8 protein-coding genes and 1 riboswitch are annotated in these 16,248 nt (G+C 47.4%); all 8 genes read left to right on the top strand.

Annotated elements, in window-relative coordinates:
• The first annotated feature begins 1 nt into the window (after nt 1).
• The 8 genes from CTH_RS09265 to CTH_RS09230 all read left to right on the top strand — a co-directional run bounded on the left by CTH_RS09265 (nt 2) and on the right by CTH_RS09230 (nt 16,089).
• Nucleotides 2-4,198, top strand: coding sequence for a cobaltochelatase subunit CobN (locus CTH_RS09265; protein WP_107753659.1), 4,197 nt, complete (start codon nt 2-4; stop codon nt 4,196-4,198).
• A 250-nt stretch (nt 4,199-4,448) separates the two neighbouring features.
• Nucleotides 4,449-9,383 carry a cobaltochelatase subunit CobN gene (locus CTH_RS09260; RefSeq protein ID WP_107753657.1) on the top strand — a complete coding sequence of 1,645 codons (4,935 nt, stop codon included), beginning with the start codon at nt 4,449-4,451 and terminating at the stop codon, nt 9,381-9,383.
• A gap of 225 nt (nt 9,384-9,608) precedes the next feature.
• On the top strand, nt 9,609-10,508 hold the full coding sequence (locus CTH_RS09255) for a DMT family transporter (RefSeq protein ID WP_107753655.1): 900 nt from the start codon (nt 9,609-9,611) through the stop codon (nt 10,506-10,508).
• A gap of 26 nt (nt 10,509-10,534) precedes the next feature.
• Nucleotides 10,535-10,636: riboswitch (purine riboswitch) on the top strand.
• Between the two features lie 174 nt (nt 10,637-10,810).
• Nucleotides 10,811-11,929: a BMP family ABC transporter substrate-binding protein gene (locus CTH_RS09250; protein WP_079932703.1), complete on the top strand. Its 1,119-nt coding sequence runs from the start codon at nt 10,811-10,813 to the stop codon at nt 11,927-11,929.
• A 64-nt stretch (nt 11,930-11,993) separates the two neighbouring features.
• Entirely contained in the window at nt 11,994-13,514 is a 1,521-nt protein-coding gene (locus tag CTH_RS09245) for an ABC transporter ATP-binding protein (RefSeq protein WP_078664604.1), read from the top strand.
• Nucleotides 13,511-14,569, top strand: coding sequence for an ABC transporter permease (locus CTH_RS09240; RefSeq protein ID WP_477021185.1), 1,059 nt, complete (start codon nt 13,511-13,513; stop codon nt 14,567-14,569). Before CTH_RS09245 ends, CTH_RS09240 begins: the two co-directional genes overlap by 4 nt.
• On the top strand, nt 14,566-15,501 hold the full coding sequence (locus tag CTH_RS09235; RefSeq protein WP_078664605.1) for an ABC transporter permease: 936 nt from the start codon (nt 14,566-14,568) through the stop codon (nt 15,499-15,501). Before CTH_RS09240 ends, CTH_RS09235 begins: the two co-directional genes overlap by 4 nt.
• 18 nt (nt 15,502-15,519) lie before the next feature.
• Nucleotides 15,520-16,089 carry a xanthine phosphoribosyltransferase gene (locus CTH_RS09230; protein ID WP_078664606.1) on the top strand — a complete coding sequence of 190 codons (570 nt, stop codon included), beginning with the start codon at nt 15,520-15,522 and terminating at the stop codon, nt 16,087-16,089.
• The last annotated feature ends 159 nt before the right edge of the window (nt 16,090-16,248 follow it).

Raw genomic sequence — 16,248 nt, 5'->3', positions numbered from 1 at the left:
AATGAGATTGCGCTTAGTAGCTATTTTTCTGTTAATGGTAATGTTAACAGGATTATTGCCGTGGAATTTGTTTATTGATCGTGGTGAAGCCATTTCTCACGGCAAAATCGTGATTCTTTCTAATGTTGATAACTCCATACCAGGCATTGTAGATGCTTATAAAAAATTACATGATCAAGGATATAATTTTGAGTTAAAGATCTTTAGCGGTTCTGATCTGGTTAATTCGGAAACGGTAGATAAACTAAAACAGGAAGTGCAGGCAGCCAATCTATTGTTGATGGATATGATCGGTTCCAGCAGTTATCAAACGGTTATCAATTTCCTGCCTGACGTTCCTCAAACCACGAAAATTGTCTCTATCCGCAGCAATGTTTTTTCCAGCGTAGATAGGATAGATAGTTCACAGGATACGGTTTTAAAACCTTATTTTGATAATGGCGGACCGGAAAACATGCGTCGTTATTTATTAAATTTACTTAAAAATTACTGTAATGTTCCTGTCAATGAAGCTATAGATCCCTTGCCGGCGGAAGCCAGGTTTATTTATCATCCTGATGCCCTGGGAAGTGTAGAAAGAGCAGTCTATGAAAATGTTTATGAAGATGTATACGAAGATGTCTATCAGGGCCCCTCTCCTCAGGGCACATTTACTACTTTTGCTGATTACGCCTTTTGGTATAAAAAACAGGGCAAATATAAAGAGAATGCTCCCTGGGTAGGGATCATGACTTTTAACAGTTATTTTAAAGGAAATGATATCAGCCTTTATGAAGCTTTGCTACGTTCCCTGGAAGCCAAAGGAGTTAACGTTATCCTAGTGTTTACAGACAGTAACAAGCAACAAGCTGTTCGGGATTTCTTGATGGAAAACGAGCAAGCACGTATTGATTTCTTTATCGCAGCTATGGGTTTTAATTTTGTTTATGGCAATTCCCAGGCAGGGATTGATTTATTCAAGCGCATGAATGTACCTGTAATGGCACCAGTTGCTGCTGATGATTTAACCAACTGGGAGCAAAATCCAGCGGGAATCAGCGATGCTGTGTGGTGGCAGATTGCTTATCCGGAACTGGATGGGAGAATTGAACCTATTTTGATGGGTGGAAAAACATTAGTAAATATCGATGAAGATACAGGAGCTAAAATCGTTAAAAACATGCCTTTGGTTTCGGGAATCGAACGGGTTACAGGCAGGGTAATGAGCTGGATTAATTTGAGAAAAAAGCCAAACAGTGAGAAAAAAATAGCTATCATTTATTATAATCATGATGGAGGGAAGGACGGGATTGGAGCCGCTTATCTTAACGTTTTCTCCAGCCTTTCAACTATTCTGAAAGCATTACAGGGACATGATTATACTGTTGATGGAAACCTGGACACTGATGCTCTGCAGGATTTGATTTTTCGGCAGGGAAGAAATATCGGCAGTTGGGCCCCTGGAGAATTGAAAACCATGGTTAATAATGGGGCACTGACTATTCCGTTAGACAAATATCTGGAATGGTATCAGGAACTTCCGGCGGAACTGAGGGAGCAAGTAGAGAAGGAATGGGGGCCCCCGCCAGGAAAAATCATGACACTGGATGATCAACTGGTTATTCCCGGTGCCATGCTGGGCAACATTTTTATCGGGCCTCAACCGATGCGTGGTTGGGGGGATGAACCGGAAAAGATTGCTCATTCACCTTCCTTGCCTCCTACCCATCAATATTTGGCCTACTATTTCTGGTTGCAAAAAGAATATCAAGCTGATGCAATCATCCATTTAGGTACCCATGGAACTCTGGAGTGGTTGCCTGGCCGCAGTGTGGGTCTGGGCCAGGATGATTGGCCCGATATCTTGCTGGGAAATATCCCGAATATCTACCCTTATATCGTTAATAACCCCGGGGAAGCTACCCAGGCCAAACGGCGGGGGTATGCCGTTACTATTGGGCATTTAACACCTCCCATGATTAAACCGCAATTGTACGGCGACCTGGCTGAGCTGCAACAGTTGATTGCCGACTACCAGGAGGCGGCCAGTAAAGGGGACAGCGGGAGGATGGCCGCTTTACAGCAACAAATAATTGAATTGAGCAAAACCAATAATCTTGATCAGGATCTGGGATTGGATTTAAATAATAATGAAAATTTTGCTCAAGTAGTAGAAAAATTACAAGCCTATTTGGAACAACTTACCCTTGAACTGATGCCCTATGGGTTGCATACATTTGGACAAGCCCCAGAAGGGGAAATGCTGGATTTGATGGTTGACTCGATTGTCAGCTATGATGAAGCCAATCGCCAGGAATTTGCTGATGAGTATAGGGTTGATTTACAACAGACCGAAAACGAGATAGTGAACTTGCTGCGGGCATTGAACGGAGAGTATATTGAGCCCGGGTTGGCCAGAGACCCGGTAAGAGTACCGGATGTGATGCCGACCGGTCGCAATCTAGTTACCCTTGATCCCCGCATGATTCCCGATAAGGCTGCCTGGGAAGTTGGCAAAAAAGCTGCTGATCAATTATTAGCCAAATACCTGGCTGAGAAAGGGCGTTACCCTGATTCGGTTGGGGTGGTGCTTTGGGCCATCGAAACCATGCGGACTCAGGGTGAAACTGTTGCCATGATTTTCCGCCTGATTGGGGTTGAACCGGTATGGGACAAGGCGGGTCGAGTTACTTCGGTTAAGGTTACACCATTGGAGCAACTAGGGCGTCCGCGGATTGATGTGGTAGTAACTATTTCTGGCCTTTTCCGGGATACTTTTGCTCATACGGTGGGAGTGCTGGATGATGCCTTCCGGCAAATAGCCTTGTTGGATGAGAGCGCTGAGGATAATCATGTTCGTAAACATTATGTAAGTATGAAGGAACAATTGCAGGCTGAAGGTTTGTCTGCTGCAGATGCTGATGGTCTGGCTGCGGCGCGTATCTTTGGGGATGCACCGGGAACTTATGGCACAGGTGTGTCAGAAATGGTGAAAAGCACCAGTGCCTGGGATAACAAGCAGGATCTGGTCGATGTATATATGAACAGGATGGCCTTTGCCTATGGCAGGAATCTGTATGGTCAAGGTGCAAGCTCGGCTTTTACCCAATTGCTGACTGGAGTGGATGTAGTCACCCAGGTACGGGATTCCCTCTGGGGAGTCCTGGATAATGATGATGTTTACCAGTATCTGGGTGGGCTGAAGCTGGCGGCAGAAGCCGCTTCCGGTAAAGGGGTAGAAACCTATATTGCCAATACCCGCAGCGCTGTTGGGCCTAGAATTGAAAGCCTGATTGAGTTTGTCGGTACGGAACTGCGTACCAGGCTCTTAAACCCGAAATGGATTGAAGGTATGCTGAAAGAAGGCTATGCTGGTTCTCAGGAAATCAGTGATCAACTGGCAAATCTTTTCGGTGTGGATGCAACTTTGGATGGAGCCAGTGACTGGGCCTGGCAGGCGGTAGCCCAAAACTTTGTACTGGATGAAAATATTCGCAATCAGCTGGATCCATATGCGTTACAGTCAATTATCGGCTGGAGCCTTGAAGCGGCCCGGCGTCAGATGTGGCAAGCTGATTCCCGGGTATTGAGTCAGTTAGCTGATATTTACATTCAACAAGCCGTTAAATATGGGGTGGTATGTTGCCACCATACCTGTGCCAATTTAGTATTCAATGAATGGCTGGCTAACTATTCTACTTTGCCTGAAGATATACTCCAAAAATTCCAGACTGTTTTTGAGCAGGCTACAGACCGTTTAGTCAAAATACCAGACAGAAGTATTGTAAAAGCTGAGAATCAGGACGATCAGAATCCTGTAGCTGAAAGCATCACTACACCTGTAACAATCCAGCTGGCTGAAAACGCCTCTGAACCATTTTTTCCTGTTACCCAAGTTAAAGTTAATCAAGATATTAGGCCAGATTATGGCAGGATAACTCAGGTTAGCCCTGCAAGTGATTCCAGGCAAATCATGGTAGCAACCAAAAGTCAGGCTGGAAACATGGAGGTAAGCAAGGAGCAAGACAATATTGAAGCAAACAATGAAGCAGGAAAAACAGCAAAGTCCAATCAACCTAAAGGTCGGGCTTATGAACTTAAGGTGCCGCAACAAAAGAAAGCCTCATCAGTTAGTATTCCAACAGGAGTAACGGTTTTTGCTATTATAGGAACCCTGGTACTGGTTGGTATCTTTATTAAGGGATATTTAGCTCGATAATGTAAAAAAAAAAATTATTGCATTTTCTATAATTTTATTGTATAATAAATTCAGATATCATGAAGGTATCATTTTGAAGATCCAGGTTGAAGGATTAGACCACGGAGGTCTGGCTCTTGGGAAAAGAGTGGATTCCGTGGTTTTTTCTCATTGTGAGGATGTAAGGCCATGAAGGTCTTGCCCGAAAATTCGGGGAGGTCTTCATGGCCTTTTTTATTGAAAACTCAAATGAAAGGGTGATAGAGTTATTATGAAACAAAAAAAATTTAATCGTTTTTTGGCCTATATTTTGATTTTTATTTATTTCTTTGGCAATTTCCAGCTAGCCCTAAAAACTGCTATGGCAGAGGAAACTGAACAGTCACCTGCAGTACAGGTTAAACCAATAAGGGTATTAGTAATTCATTCTTCCAACAGTACCAAAATGACCAATGATGCAGCTCATTTGTTGATGCAACAAATCAATCCTGTATATCCAGGAATGGTAAACTTTGATGTGCGTAATACAGATCAGATAAATGAGATGAACAATGAGGAACTAAAAAATCTAATCGAAAATGCTGATATTGTGATTTGTCATTGGATTGGTACTGTAAGTTCTGATCAGAAAATTATCAATGTAATTGAAGCTTATCCTGAAATTGTCAAAAACAAACCTAATAAGTATTTTATCATGCTTGAGGCAGGTTCTACACTTGTAAAAGCAAGCCAAATTAATGGACAACCTTTATTCTCTGAAGTTCCCGATACAGATATTGACAAAATAATCACTGATTTAAAAAATGCTGATCTAACCAAATTAATAAATTGGAAAACGCAATATCCAGCAATTGGTGATTGGATTGATCTTAGTTTATATCAAGCTGCTAAAGGTACAAATAACTATCTTAATATGTATAAAAGCGTGTTAAAAAAATATATAGAGGCTAATAACGAAATCTGGCCTAATCTTTGGAAAACCGAATGGGATCCCGGACCATATCAAGTTATTCCTAATGAATTTCTCTATCGGGACAAGAAAATATATACAGATATGGCGACGTACTTGAATACCTATCCCTTTAATCCTGAGCAACCCACTATTGGAATTGTAGAAATGACCAGTCCGGCATTGGCTGGGAATATGGATCATTTTGAGGAATTAATTCAAAGGTTTGTAGCCAAGGGATATAATGTAATACCGGTAGTCGGGGCATATTCCGGGTCAGTACAGGGACAGCCGCAAAACATCTATTCAGCTATGGTCAAATTTTTCACTGATGCACCTTCGACCACTGATTATGAAAAAAATCCTCAGGCCTATCCAGCGAAAATAGATGCCTTGATAAGTTGTTTTAGTTTTTCCCTGGGAGCCGGTTTTCTTAGTCAGACCAATCAATTTCTGGATAATCTCGATGTTCCAGTCTTTCGGGCTATTACTACTACGAAAAGTACGGAAGCTGATTGGTTAGTGTCCAGTGAAGGGCTATCCTGGAGTGATACTTATTACCAGATTGGCATGCCGGAAATTCAAGGGATAATCGAACCTATTTTAATTGCAACCACAGAAAAGGAAAAAGACCTGGTTACGGGTGCGATGTTGACAAGGTATTGCCCGATCAATGAACGTATCGAAAAGCTTGTTAACCGGGTGAGCAATTGGATTAAGCTAAAACATTTGGATAATGCCGAGAAAAAAGTGGCTTTAGTTTATTATAACTATCCACCAGGGAAAAACAACATAGGGGCAAGTTATCTTAATGCTCCTGAAAGTATCATTCAAATTTTACAGAAACTTCAACAGGAAGGTTACCAGGTGGGACAGATACCGGACAATGCCGATCAACTAATTGAAATGATGATAAAGCAGGGTTTAAATGTTGCCAACTGGGCACCAGGGGAATTGGAAAAACTGGCTGATAACGCAATTTTATGGGATGCGGATGAATACTTAGCTTGGTTTAACAATTTGCCTGACATGGTGAAAAAGGAAGTGGTTGAAGGACCGAGCGGATATATTGAGGAATTCGTTAAACTCGCGGTTACAAAGAATGCGAATAAAGAATTAACCCTTAAAAGCATAAACAAATGGGAAACGGAGATGGTCAGTCTTCTCAACACTTATCCTGAAAAGGACCAGCAGGCATCTGAGTTGGTCAGGCAAATGGCAGAAGCTCTTAGAGCGGTTGTTAGCGGAGATGAAACGGCCTGGTCAACATTTGCAGCGGCAAAAAATGAATTCCTCAATTTGGCTTTGCCTGGCCTTACAGGTTGGGGAGAACCGCCTGGAAATATTATGACAGTTGAACGCCAAGGCAAAAAGTATTTGGTAATTCCCGGTATGCGGTTTGGTAATATTTTTGTTGGCCCTGAGCCACAACGGGGATGGGAAGCAGATGCGAGCAAGTTTTATCATAGCACTGTAGTTCCTCCACCGCATAATTATTTGGCCTGGTATGCCTGGGTAAATCGGGAGTTTAAAGCTGATGCTCAGGTGCATCTGGGTAGACATGCTACATTTGAGTGGTTACCCAGAAAGCAGGTGGCTCTATCCGAATTTGATTATTCAGATATCATGATAGCAGAAACTCCCAGTCTGTATATTTATATTGTTGATGGGGTTGGAGAAGGGCTACAGGCTAAGAGAAGAGGTTTATCGGTAATTCTCACCCACATAACACCGCCAATGATGGCGACTAACCTTTATGGAGGTTTACTTGAGTTAAAAAACCTGATCAGTGATTATGAAAAAACAGCTGAAGGAAACCCCATGAAGGAACAATATATTTTATCTATCAGGTCGAAAGTGAAGGAAACCAGGTTAGACCAGGACCTTAATATTGATTCTGATACATTGCCAGATGATGAACTAGTAGAAGTGGTTAGCGATTACCTGTATAATTTACAGCAAACTTTAATGCCTTATGGATTGCATACTTTTGGCAAGCCCTGGGAAAATGATAAAATTGCATTACTGGCTCTTTCCATGGTTACAGTGGACGGCAATTCAGGAAACCCTTCTTTAATCAAACTTTTGGCCCAGGTTATGGGTTGGGATTATGAAAACCTGACTTTAGTCCAGGCAGAAGAACTGGATAATAAAGCCTATAACCTGGTTTTGCAAACAATTACAGAAGAAAAACCTGTGGCAGAACTGGTAGGGGAGTTGACTGCTGATCCCCAGTTACAGGCTCAATTGCAAAACAGCTTAAATTTGGCCAAGGATTATGCTGACAAGATCAAGTTGAGTTTTACCTGGGAATTAAACTCCCTTATAGAAGGACTATCTGGCAGATATATTACTCCATCATCTGGAAATGACCCCATCAGAAATCCAGGTTCACTGCCGACTGGCAGAAACTTTTATGGGATTTCTGAAAACCAAATTCCAACCCCAATTGCCTGGGCACTGGGGAAAAAACTTGCTGACACGGAACTAGCAAGGGTAAATCCCTATCCTGAAAAAATTGCTGCGGTAGTGTGGTGTGTGGAAACTGCCAGGGACGACGGGGCAATGGTGTCATTTGTTTTGAGAATGTTAGGGGTGGAACCGGTCTGGTCCGGCGGCACGGTAGCCAGTGTGAAAGCTACTCCTTTAACGGTGCTGAACCGACCCAGGATTGATGTGGTGGTGACCACCAGCGGTTTGTTTAGAGATCTGTTCTCCAGAGTTGAGATTAACATGGATCGAGCTTACAGGGTTGCCTTAGCTGCATCCTATAATACAATCGTTGAGAGTTATCCTGATTTAAAGGGAAGTCTTGACTATGTATTGCAACCCTTGGTTGATGCCAAATATAAAGATTTTAAAGGAAACGACCCACTTAATCAGAATTATATTGCTAAACACTGGCTTGAAATAACAAAAAAAATGATCGACCAAGGTATTGAACAAAACGATGCCGCTGAATTAGCTATAACCAGGATCTTTGGCCCCCCTGTAGGCGATTATGGTGCTGGTGTCAATCATGCTATCGAACAGTCGTGGACATGGGATGATAGAAGTCAATTGGCAGATTTATACCTCAACCGCATGGGCCATTCCTATTCCGAACGCGGTTGGGGAAATACCAATGTGGATTTGTTAAAGGAACTTCTGGCGGGAGTGAATTTAGCCTATCACAGCAGAAGCACCAATTTATACGGTGTACTGGATAATGATGATTACTTTGACTATTTCGGTGGCCTGTCGATGGCGATTGAGAGAGTGAATGGTGTAATCCCGGATTTAAATGTGCTTTATTATGCCAATCCCAGTAAACCGCAGACCCTAACTTTACAGGCATTTATGTTACAAGAACTGAGAACAAGATATTATAATCCGGAATGGATTAAGAGCATGATGAATGAAGGTTACAGCGGGGTAAGGACTATCTCTGAGAAATTTCTTGCTCATTTGTGGGGATGGCAGGTAACCAATCCGAATATTGTAAAGGATTGGAACTGGCAGGAAGTAGTTGATATTTATCTTAATGATAAATATGGTATAGGGGTAGATGACTGGCTTGCCACTGGTAATCGAGGCTATGGTTTGATTGATCTCACCGGCACTTTGCTGACTGCTGCCCAGAAAGGATTTTGGCATGCTGATGAAACAACACTAAAGCAAGTGGCCAATACCTGGGCCCGAGCAATTATTCAGCACGGTGTTAGCTGTTCAGAAAACAGTTGTGGAAACCGGGATATGTTAAGATGGGTTACGCAATATGTTGATTCATCCCTGTTACGGGAGCTTAATCAAATTATCAGTAATGCGACTCATCAGGCACTTTTAACCCAGGAGGAGATTGAACGGTTGTTCCCTCTACCTCAGGTTCAGAGTCAGAGTCTGGATAAATCAGATGAGCAAGAGTTAACACCAGTACAACCCGCTTCTGATTCAAATACCCTGCGTATACCAGTAGAAAAAGTTTCTATGCCGATTGCTCAGGTAGTTTCAGTTAGCTCCTTTGGCCCGGATACAAGTCGGACAGATGTATCTGCCTCTCGTACACAGACAGTTGATACGATTACATCAACCAGCAACCCGCAAAAGGTTTCCCCTGCATCTACAGGCACTGGTAACAAAACCAGAGCATATGAAATCAGTAAGGTTACTGGCAAAAATAGTTTTACTTCTTCATCAATAGTTGCCTACATTATTTCGGGAGCAGTTTTGCTGGTCTTATTAGGTTCCATTTTACTAGGCCACTTAAAACGTATTTAAAAACATAAAACCACGGTTACCTGTTACTTAATGAACAGGTGCCGTGGTTTTTTAATTGCTCGAAGCGATGTTTAATGCTGGAACAACTCATAATTTAGCCTCCTTTGCCTATGTTCAAATGTTATTATATACAGATTAGAAAAGTATATTCGCAAATTGGGTCAGTTTGGTTCAGTAATCTGAGGTATGTTATAATGACGTAAATAAAATTATGGAGGAATCGCCATGACCAAGCTACAAGCCAGTATGCTGGCACTACTGGGAGGGGCCAGCTATGGCCTTTTGCCGGGTTTTGCCAAACAGGCCTATGCCAGCGGTGTTGGCACTGGCCCCCTGACTTTGACTCAAAATTTGATTGGAGCGATCCTGCTCTGGTCGATCGCTTTTATTGCAGCTAGAGGGCAAAGCAAACCTGACCGCAGGCAAATCCTACAATTGTTGCTAACCGGGGCCCTGCCGGGTCTAACCGGTGCTTTTTATTACTGGGCCCTGGCTATGTTGCCAGCCTCGCTGGGTATCATCCTGCTTTTTCAGTTTACCTGGATAGGGGTTGGATTGGAGTGGTTGTTAACTCGAGAAAAACCGGGCCCCAGTCGCTGGTTGGCCCTGTTTTTATTAGTACCTGGTACTGTGCTGGCGGCCGGGCTTGAGGGCGGGAGCAGCCCGCAATTCCACTGGCTGGGAGTAATGCTGGGTTTTTTATCAGCTCTAACTTATACTGGTTATCTGTCTGCCGCCGGACGGGTAGCAACCTCGGTTTCCCCCTGGGCCCGCAGCGCCTGGATTAGTACAGGTGCAACCATAACTACATCGATTTTTTTTAGTTTGTTTCTGACAGGGGATGGAGGGGGAAAAGTGGGGGACCTGTTGTTGTATGGCGGGTTAATGGGCCTGTTTGGGGCTTTGCTGCCTACTGTTTGCTTTGCCTATGGAGTGCCGGTGATTGGCGGGGGACTGGCGGGAATACTGGGGGCAGTGGAGTTGCCGGTGGTGCTGCTGGTATCCCGGTTTTTTCTCGGGGAACCGGTTGGGCTCCGGCAATGGCTGGGTACTATATTGATGCTTGCCGGAATCTATATCGGGGAAAAAGGTGAACATTTTTTTAAAAAAACCCTTGAATATTAGGAAAAAATATGGTAATTTTTTAGTAAAGCTTTAACTGAATAGTCACTCGTATAATTTTGAGGATATGGCTCAAAAGTCTCTACCGGGCAACCGTAAATTGCCCGACTACGAGTGGAACACATTACCAGAGGGGAAAGTCTATCTTTTTCCTGCTGGTAGTGAGCGCTAGGCGGCGGGAAACCACCCGGTGCGCTGGGTTTCACTCACCTTTTTGGGAACCTCGGGCACCGGGTGATTTGTTTTTTGACGGTGGGGAGATGAGCCATTTCCTGGATAATACTGAGGGAAAGGGGAAACGAGGAATGTGGCGCAAAATGATCGCTCTCCTGATGCTGGCCAGTATGCTCTTATTTAACCTCACGGGCTGTGGTAGCAGCAGTAAACAGGAGCAAAAAGCCGGGGAAAACAAACCGGCAGGGGACAAGCTGAAAGTGGCCTTTATCTATGTTGGACCGGTAGGGGATGCCGGCTGGACTTATGCCCATGACCAGGGACGCAAGTATTTGGAACAGCAATTGCCTAATGTCGAAACTACCTATATTGAATCGGTGCCGGAAGGGGCCGATGCTGAACGGGTCATCACTGAGCTGGCTGAGAAAGGCAATAAAATCATTTTTGCTACCAGCTTTGGCTACATGGATGCCATGCTGAAGGTGGCGCAAAAATATCCTGATGTGGTATTCCTGCATTGTTCCGGTTACAAGACCGCACCCAATATGGGTACCTATTTTGGCCGGATGTATCAGGCTCGCTACCTGACCGGCATAGTGGCCGGTAAAATGACCAAAAGCAATACTATCGGTTATGTGGCAGCCTTCCCCATTCCGGAAGTAATTCGCGGCATCAATGCCTTTACCCTGGGGGTAAGAAGCGTTAACCCCAATGCTAAGGTGAAAGTGGTCTGGACCAATACCTGGTATGATCCTGCCAAGGAAAAGGATGCGGCCAAGAGCTTGCTGGATGCAGGTGCCGATGTGATTGCCCAGCATCAGGATACTCCCGGACCGCAACAGGCTGCTCAGGAAAAAGGCGTATACAGTATTGGTTACAATAGTGATATGTCTGCCTATGCACCCAAGGCGGTGCTGACCAGTGCCGTCTGGAACTGGGGCCCCTATTATGTCAATACTGTTAAGGCTGTAATGGAAGGCAAATGGAAGAGTGAACAATACTGGGGTCCCATGAGTGATGGGATTGTCAATCTGGCTCCTTACGGTCCTATGGTTCCTGCCGAGGTAAAGGATCTGGTGGAGAAGAAAAAGCAGGAAATTCTTTCTGGTAGCTGGGATGTTTTCACTGGCCCCATCAAGGATCAGAATGGCCAGGTACGAGTACCGGCTGGCAGCAAGATGACTGATGAGCAAATGCTTTCTTTTGACTGGTTTGTAGAAGGGGTAGAAGGTACCATTCCCAAACAATAAGCAAGTTAAGGGGTGAAGGCCTGCGGGTCTTTACCCCTCCTGTCGCCTGGGAGGGGCTTTTTTTATGGAAACTCTGGTGGAGATGAAAGGAATCTGCAAGGCTTTTCCAGGGGTAAAGGCCAATGACCATGTGAACTTCACTTTGAAAGCAGGGGAAATCCACGCCCTGCTGGGAGAAAACGGAGCGGGAAAGAGTACCCTGATGAGCATTCTCACCGGCCTGTACCGGGCCGACCAGGGGGAGATCTGGATTCGCGGCCAGAAAGTCAACTTCCGCTCTCCCCGGGATGCCATCCGGGCGGGTATAGGTATGGTCCATCAGCATTTCAAGCTGGTGGCTCCTTTTACAGTAACGGAAAATGTAGCCCTTGGTTTGCCTGGCCGGGGTTTTGGCCTGAATCTGAAGGAAATTGAGGCGAAGTTGAGCCAGTTTGCAGCTGAATACGGCCTGCTCATTCACCCACAGGCCAAAGTCTGGCAATTGTCCATAGGGGAACAACAGCGGGTGGAAATTGTCAAGCTGTTGTTCCGGGGGGCGGATATTCTGATTCTGGACGAGCCGACAGCGGTGCTGACACCCCAGGAGGCCCAGGAGCTTTATCGTATTTTGCGGCGGATGGCTGCGGCCGGGAAAGGGATTATTGTCATTACCCACAAGATGCAAGAGGTGCTGGAACACGCTGATACCATTACGGTAATGCGGGGAGGCAGGTCTATTGCTACACTGCCGGGAGCAGAGGCCACAGAGCAAGGCCTGGCCCGATTGATGGTGGGCAAGGAACCGGACATACCGGAAATGCCCGCAGGAGCGGTACCGGGTCCGGTATTGCTGGAACTAAAGGCGGTCACTGCCCTGGGTGACCGGGGGCAACCGGCCTTGAAGCAAGTGAGTTTAACGGTACGGGCCGGGGAGATCCTGGGGATCGCCGGTGTGGCCGGCAATGGCCAGCGGGAACTGGCAGAGGTAATTGCTGGATTAAGGCCACTCAAATCCGGTCAACTCTATCTGGCCGGGCAGGAGATGGGGACAAGTGGGCCCCGGGAGCGCATTGCCGCCGGGGTGGCCTATATTCCCGAAGACCGGCTGGGCACCGGTCTGGTACCCAATCTGGATGTGCGGGAAAACATATTGCTCAAACATTACCGTGACCAGGAATTTACCCGTGGACCCCTGATCAACTGGCAGCGCCTGTCAGAATATGCCCGTCGACTGGTTCAGGAATTTGAAGTAAAAATCTCCGACCTGACTACTCCGGTCAAAACTATGTCCGGAGGAAATTTGCAGAAACTGCTGCTGGCCCGGGAGATTTCCTCCCAGCCCCGGCTGATTGTGGCTGTTTATCCTGTCCGCGGGCTGGATATTGCTGCCACCATGGCAGTGCGGACTTTGCTTTTACAGGCCCGGCGCCAGGGGTGTGGGGTGGTTCTGATCAGTGAGGAACTGGAAGAATTGTTCCAGCTGGCTGACCGCCTGGCGGTATTGCATGAAGGGGAAATCACCGGTCTGGTACCGGTGCGGGAGGCCCGGATTGAAGAAATCGGCTTAATGATGGCAGGAAAGATGGTGAAGAGCGGGTGCGCCTGATTACTCTGGAGAAACGACTGACACCAATGCCTGGAGCCTTTTTTTTAGTACCAGCGGTGGCGATTCTGCTCGCTCTACTGGCAGGGGCCTGCTTTATCGCTCTGGCGGGGAAATCTCCCCTGGAGGTTTACCAGGCCATGCTGGGCGGGGCTTTTGGTTCAGCCTTCGGTCTGGCGGAGACTACAGTCAAGGCCATCCCGCTGGCTCTGTGCGCCCTGGGGGTTTCCCTGGCCTTTCGGATGCAATTGTGGAATATCGGTGCGGAAGGGCAGTTTTACATGGGAGCCATGGCGGCTACCTGGGTGGCGCTCAATTTTCCTGATGGTTCCCGCTGGCAACTGCTGCCGGCCATGCTGGTTTTAGCCTGGCTGGCCGGAGGCCTCTGGGCCCTCTTGCCCGCTATTCCGAAAGCTCTCTGGCAGGTGAATGAAACCATCACCACTCTGATGCTCAATTATGTGGCCATCCTCTGGGTGGATTATCTGGTCTTTGGGCCCTGGAAAGACCCTAAAGGCTTTAACTTCCCCCTGACTGCCACCTTTGGCCCGGGGGCGACTCTGCCCACTTTGGGGAATACCAGGATTCATGCCGGTTTTCTGCTGGCTTTGCTGGCCGCAGTGTTTATCTACCTGATTTTCCGCTATACTACCTGGGGTTTCCAGTTGAAGGTAGTAGGGGAAAGCCGGGCAGCAGCCCGTTATGCCGGAATGAGTATAACAAAAACTATTCTGTTGACAATGTTTTTCAGCGGGGCCCTGGCCGGTATTGCCGGCATGGCGGAAGTGGCTGGCATAACCCAGCGCTTGCAACAGGGCCTATCGCCGGGCTATGGCTATTCGGCCATAATTATCGCCTGGCTGGCCCGCTTGCATCCCTTTGCCATTCTGCTGGTGGCCTTTCTGTTCGGGGGTTTGCTCTCAGGGGGCTATGCCCTGCAAACCCTGGGCCTACCTGCTGCCAGTGTCTATATGCTGCAGGGCTTGATTCTTTTCTTTGTGCTGGGCGGGGAAATTTTTATTAACTACCGCCTGCGGATAGGAGGCAAAAAAGCATGACCGACCAGAGTGTAGTGATCGCTATCCTGGCCACAGCTATTACCGCCGGCACCCCTATTCTCCTGGCTGCCCTGGGGGAGATTCTGGCGGAACGGGCCGGGGTCCTGAATCTGGGGGTAGAAGGGATGATGTTGCTGGGGGCTGTGAGCGGTTTTACTGTAGCCCTGCATACCGACAACCTCTGGCTGGGCTTTGGCGCAGCCCTGCTGGCCGGAGGAGCAGGGGCCCTGGTCCATGCTTTCCTCACGGTTACTCTGAAGGCGAACCAGGTAGTCAGCGGCCTGGCCCTTACCATCTTCGGCACTGGTCTAAGCAGCTATCTGGGCAAAACTCTGGTGGGGATTCCTCTCAGGCAGACTTTTCAACCCGTGCCTGTGCCTGGCCTGAGTCAGCTGCCCTGGCTGGGACCAATCTTCTTCAACCACGATCCCCTGATTTATCTCAGTTTTGGCCTGGTACCCTTAATGGCCTGGCTCCTGTACCGGACTCGCTGGGGACTACAGCTGCGGGCAGTAGGGGAAAATCCCGCTGCGGCTGATGCGGCCGGGATCAGTGTTTCCCTTACCCGCTATCTGGCGGTTATCGGGGGCGGAATGCTGGCGGGAGCAGGCGGGGCCTATATTTCCCTGGCCTATGCTCCCAGCTGGCTGGAAAACATGACCGCCGGCCGGGGCTGGATTGCAGTGGCGCTGGTGATCTTCGCTATGTGGGACCCCTTCAAGGCTATGCTGGGAGCTTATCTTTTCGGCGGTGTGGATGCGCTGGGATTCCGGCTGCAGACCCTGAATATTGCAGTGTCGCCCTTTTTTCTCAAGATGTTGCCCTATTTATTAACTATCCTGGTGTTGATTCTGGTCACCCGGGAGACGAAAACCAGGCGGGTGGCTACACCGGGGGCCCTGGGATTGCCCTATCACCGGGAAGAACGCTGATGGAAGGATGACGTGGACGTGGAGCTATTGAAACAGAGGATTCGGGAGGATGGTTTACTGATCGGCAACAATATCCTGAAGGTGGATTCCTTTCTCAATCATCAGCTGGATCCGCAGTTGCTGCTGGAGCTGGGGCGGGAGTTTGCCCGGCGCTTTCGCCCGGATGGGGTGACCAAGATCCTGACGGTGGAGGCTTCCGGCATTGCCGTGGCCGTGATGGTCGGCCTGGAGCTAGGGGTGCCGGTGCTGTTTGCCAAGAAGAAGCAGCCCAGTACCCTGGTGGAGGAGGTTTATGCGGCGGAGGCCTTTTCCTTCACCAAACAGGAGCAGGTGTCGGTCTGCGTTTCCCGGCGCTATCTGACCGCTGAGGACAGGGTGCTGATTATCGATGATTTTCTGGCTCAAGGGGCGGCAGCGAAAGCGCTGGTGTCCCTGGTGGAGCAGGCCGGGGCATCCCTGGTGGGAGTGGGAGTTGTGGTGGAGAAGGCCTTCCAGCCCGGGGGCAAGGAGCTGCGCGAGGCTGGCATCCGGGTGGAGGCGCTGGCCAGGATTGGGGCGTTTACGGAAAAGGGTGTGGAGTTTGTTTAAGAGGCAACCTGGCTGGGTTGTCTTTTTTGTCTTTATGTTACGATAGTTACAAGCGCTAAGCTGCGGAAAGTATTAGAACAGGCAGCTGACCATAAAACTTGCTAAAAATACTGACCCCGGGTACAATAAGGGTACCCGGAATTTTTTATGGTGAAAGAC

This window comes from Carboxydocella thermautotrophica, from assembly GCA_003054495.1.
Taxonomy (GTDB): Bacteria; Bacillota.
This window is presented reverse-complemented; position numbering and strand designations above follow the sequence as displayed.

What these genes read in the sequence shown, in the direction of transcription:
- CTH_RS09265 (WP_107753659.1), top strand. Translation starts at nt 2, where the DNA reads ATGAGATTGCGCTTAGTAGCTATTTTTCTGTTAATGGTAATGTTAACA.
- CTH_RS09260 (WP_107753657.1), top strand. Translation starts at nt 4,449, where the DNA reads ATGAAACAAAAAAAATTTAATCGTTTTTTGGCCTATATTTTGATTTTT.
- CTH_RS09255 (WP_107753655.1), top strand. Translation starts at nt 9,609, where the DNA reads ATGACCAAGCTACAAGCCAGTATGCTGGCACTACTGGGAGGGGCCAGC.
- CTH_RS09250 (WP_079932703.1), top strand. Translation starts at nt 10,811, where the DNA reads ATGTGGCGCAAAATGATCGCTCTCCTGATGCTGGCCAGTATGCTCTTA.
- CTH_RS09245 (WP_078664604.1), top strand. Translation starts at nt 11,994, where the DNA reads ATGGAAACTCTGGTGGAGATGAAAGGAATCTGCAAGGCTTTTCCAGGG.
- CTH_RS09235 (WP_078664605.1), top strand. Translation starts at nt 14,566, where the DNA reads ATGACCGACCAGAGTGTAGTGATCGCTATCCTGGCCACAGCTATTACC.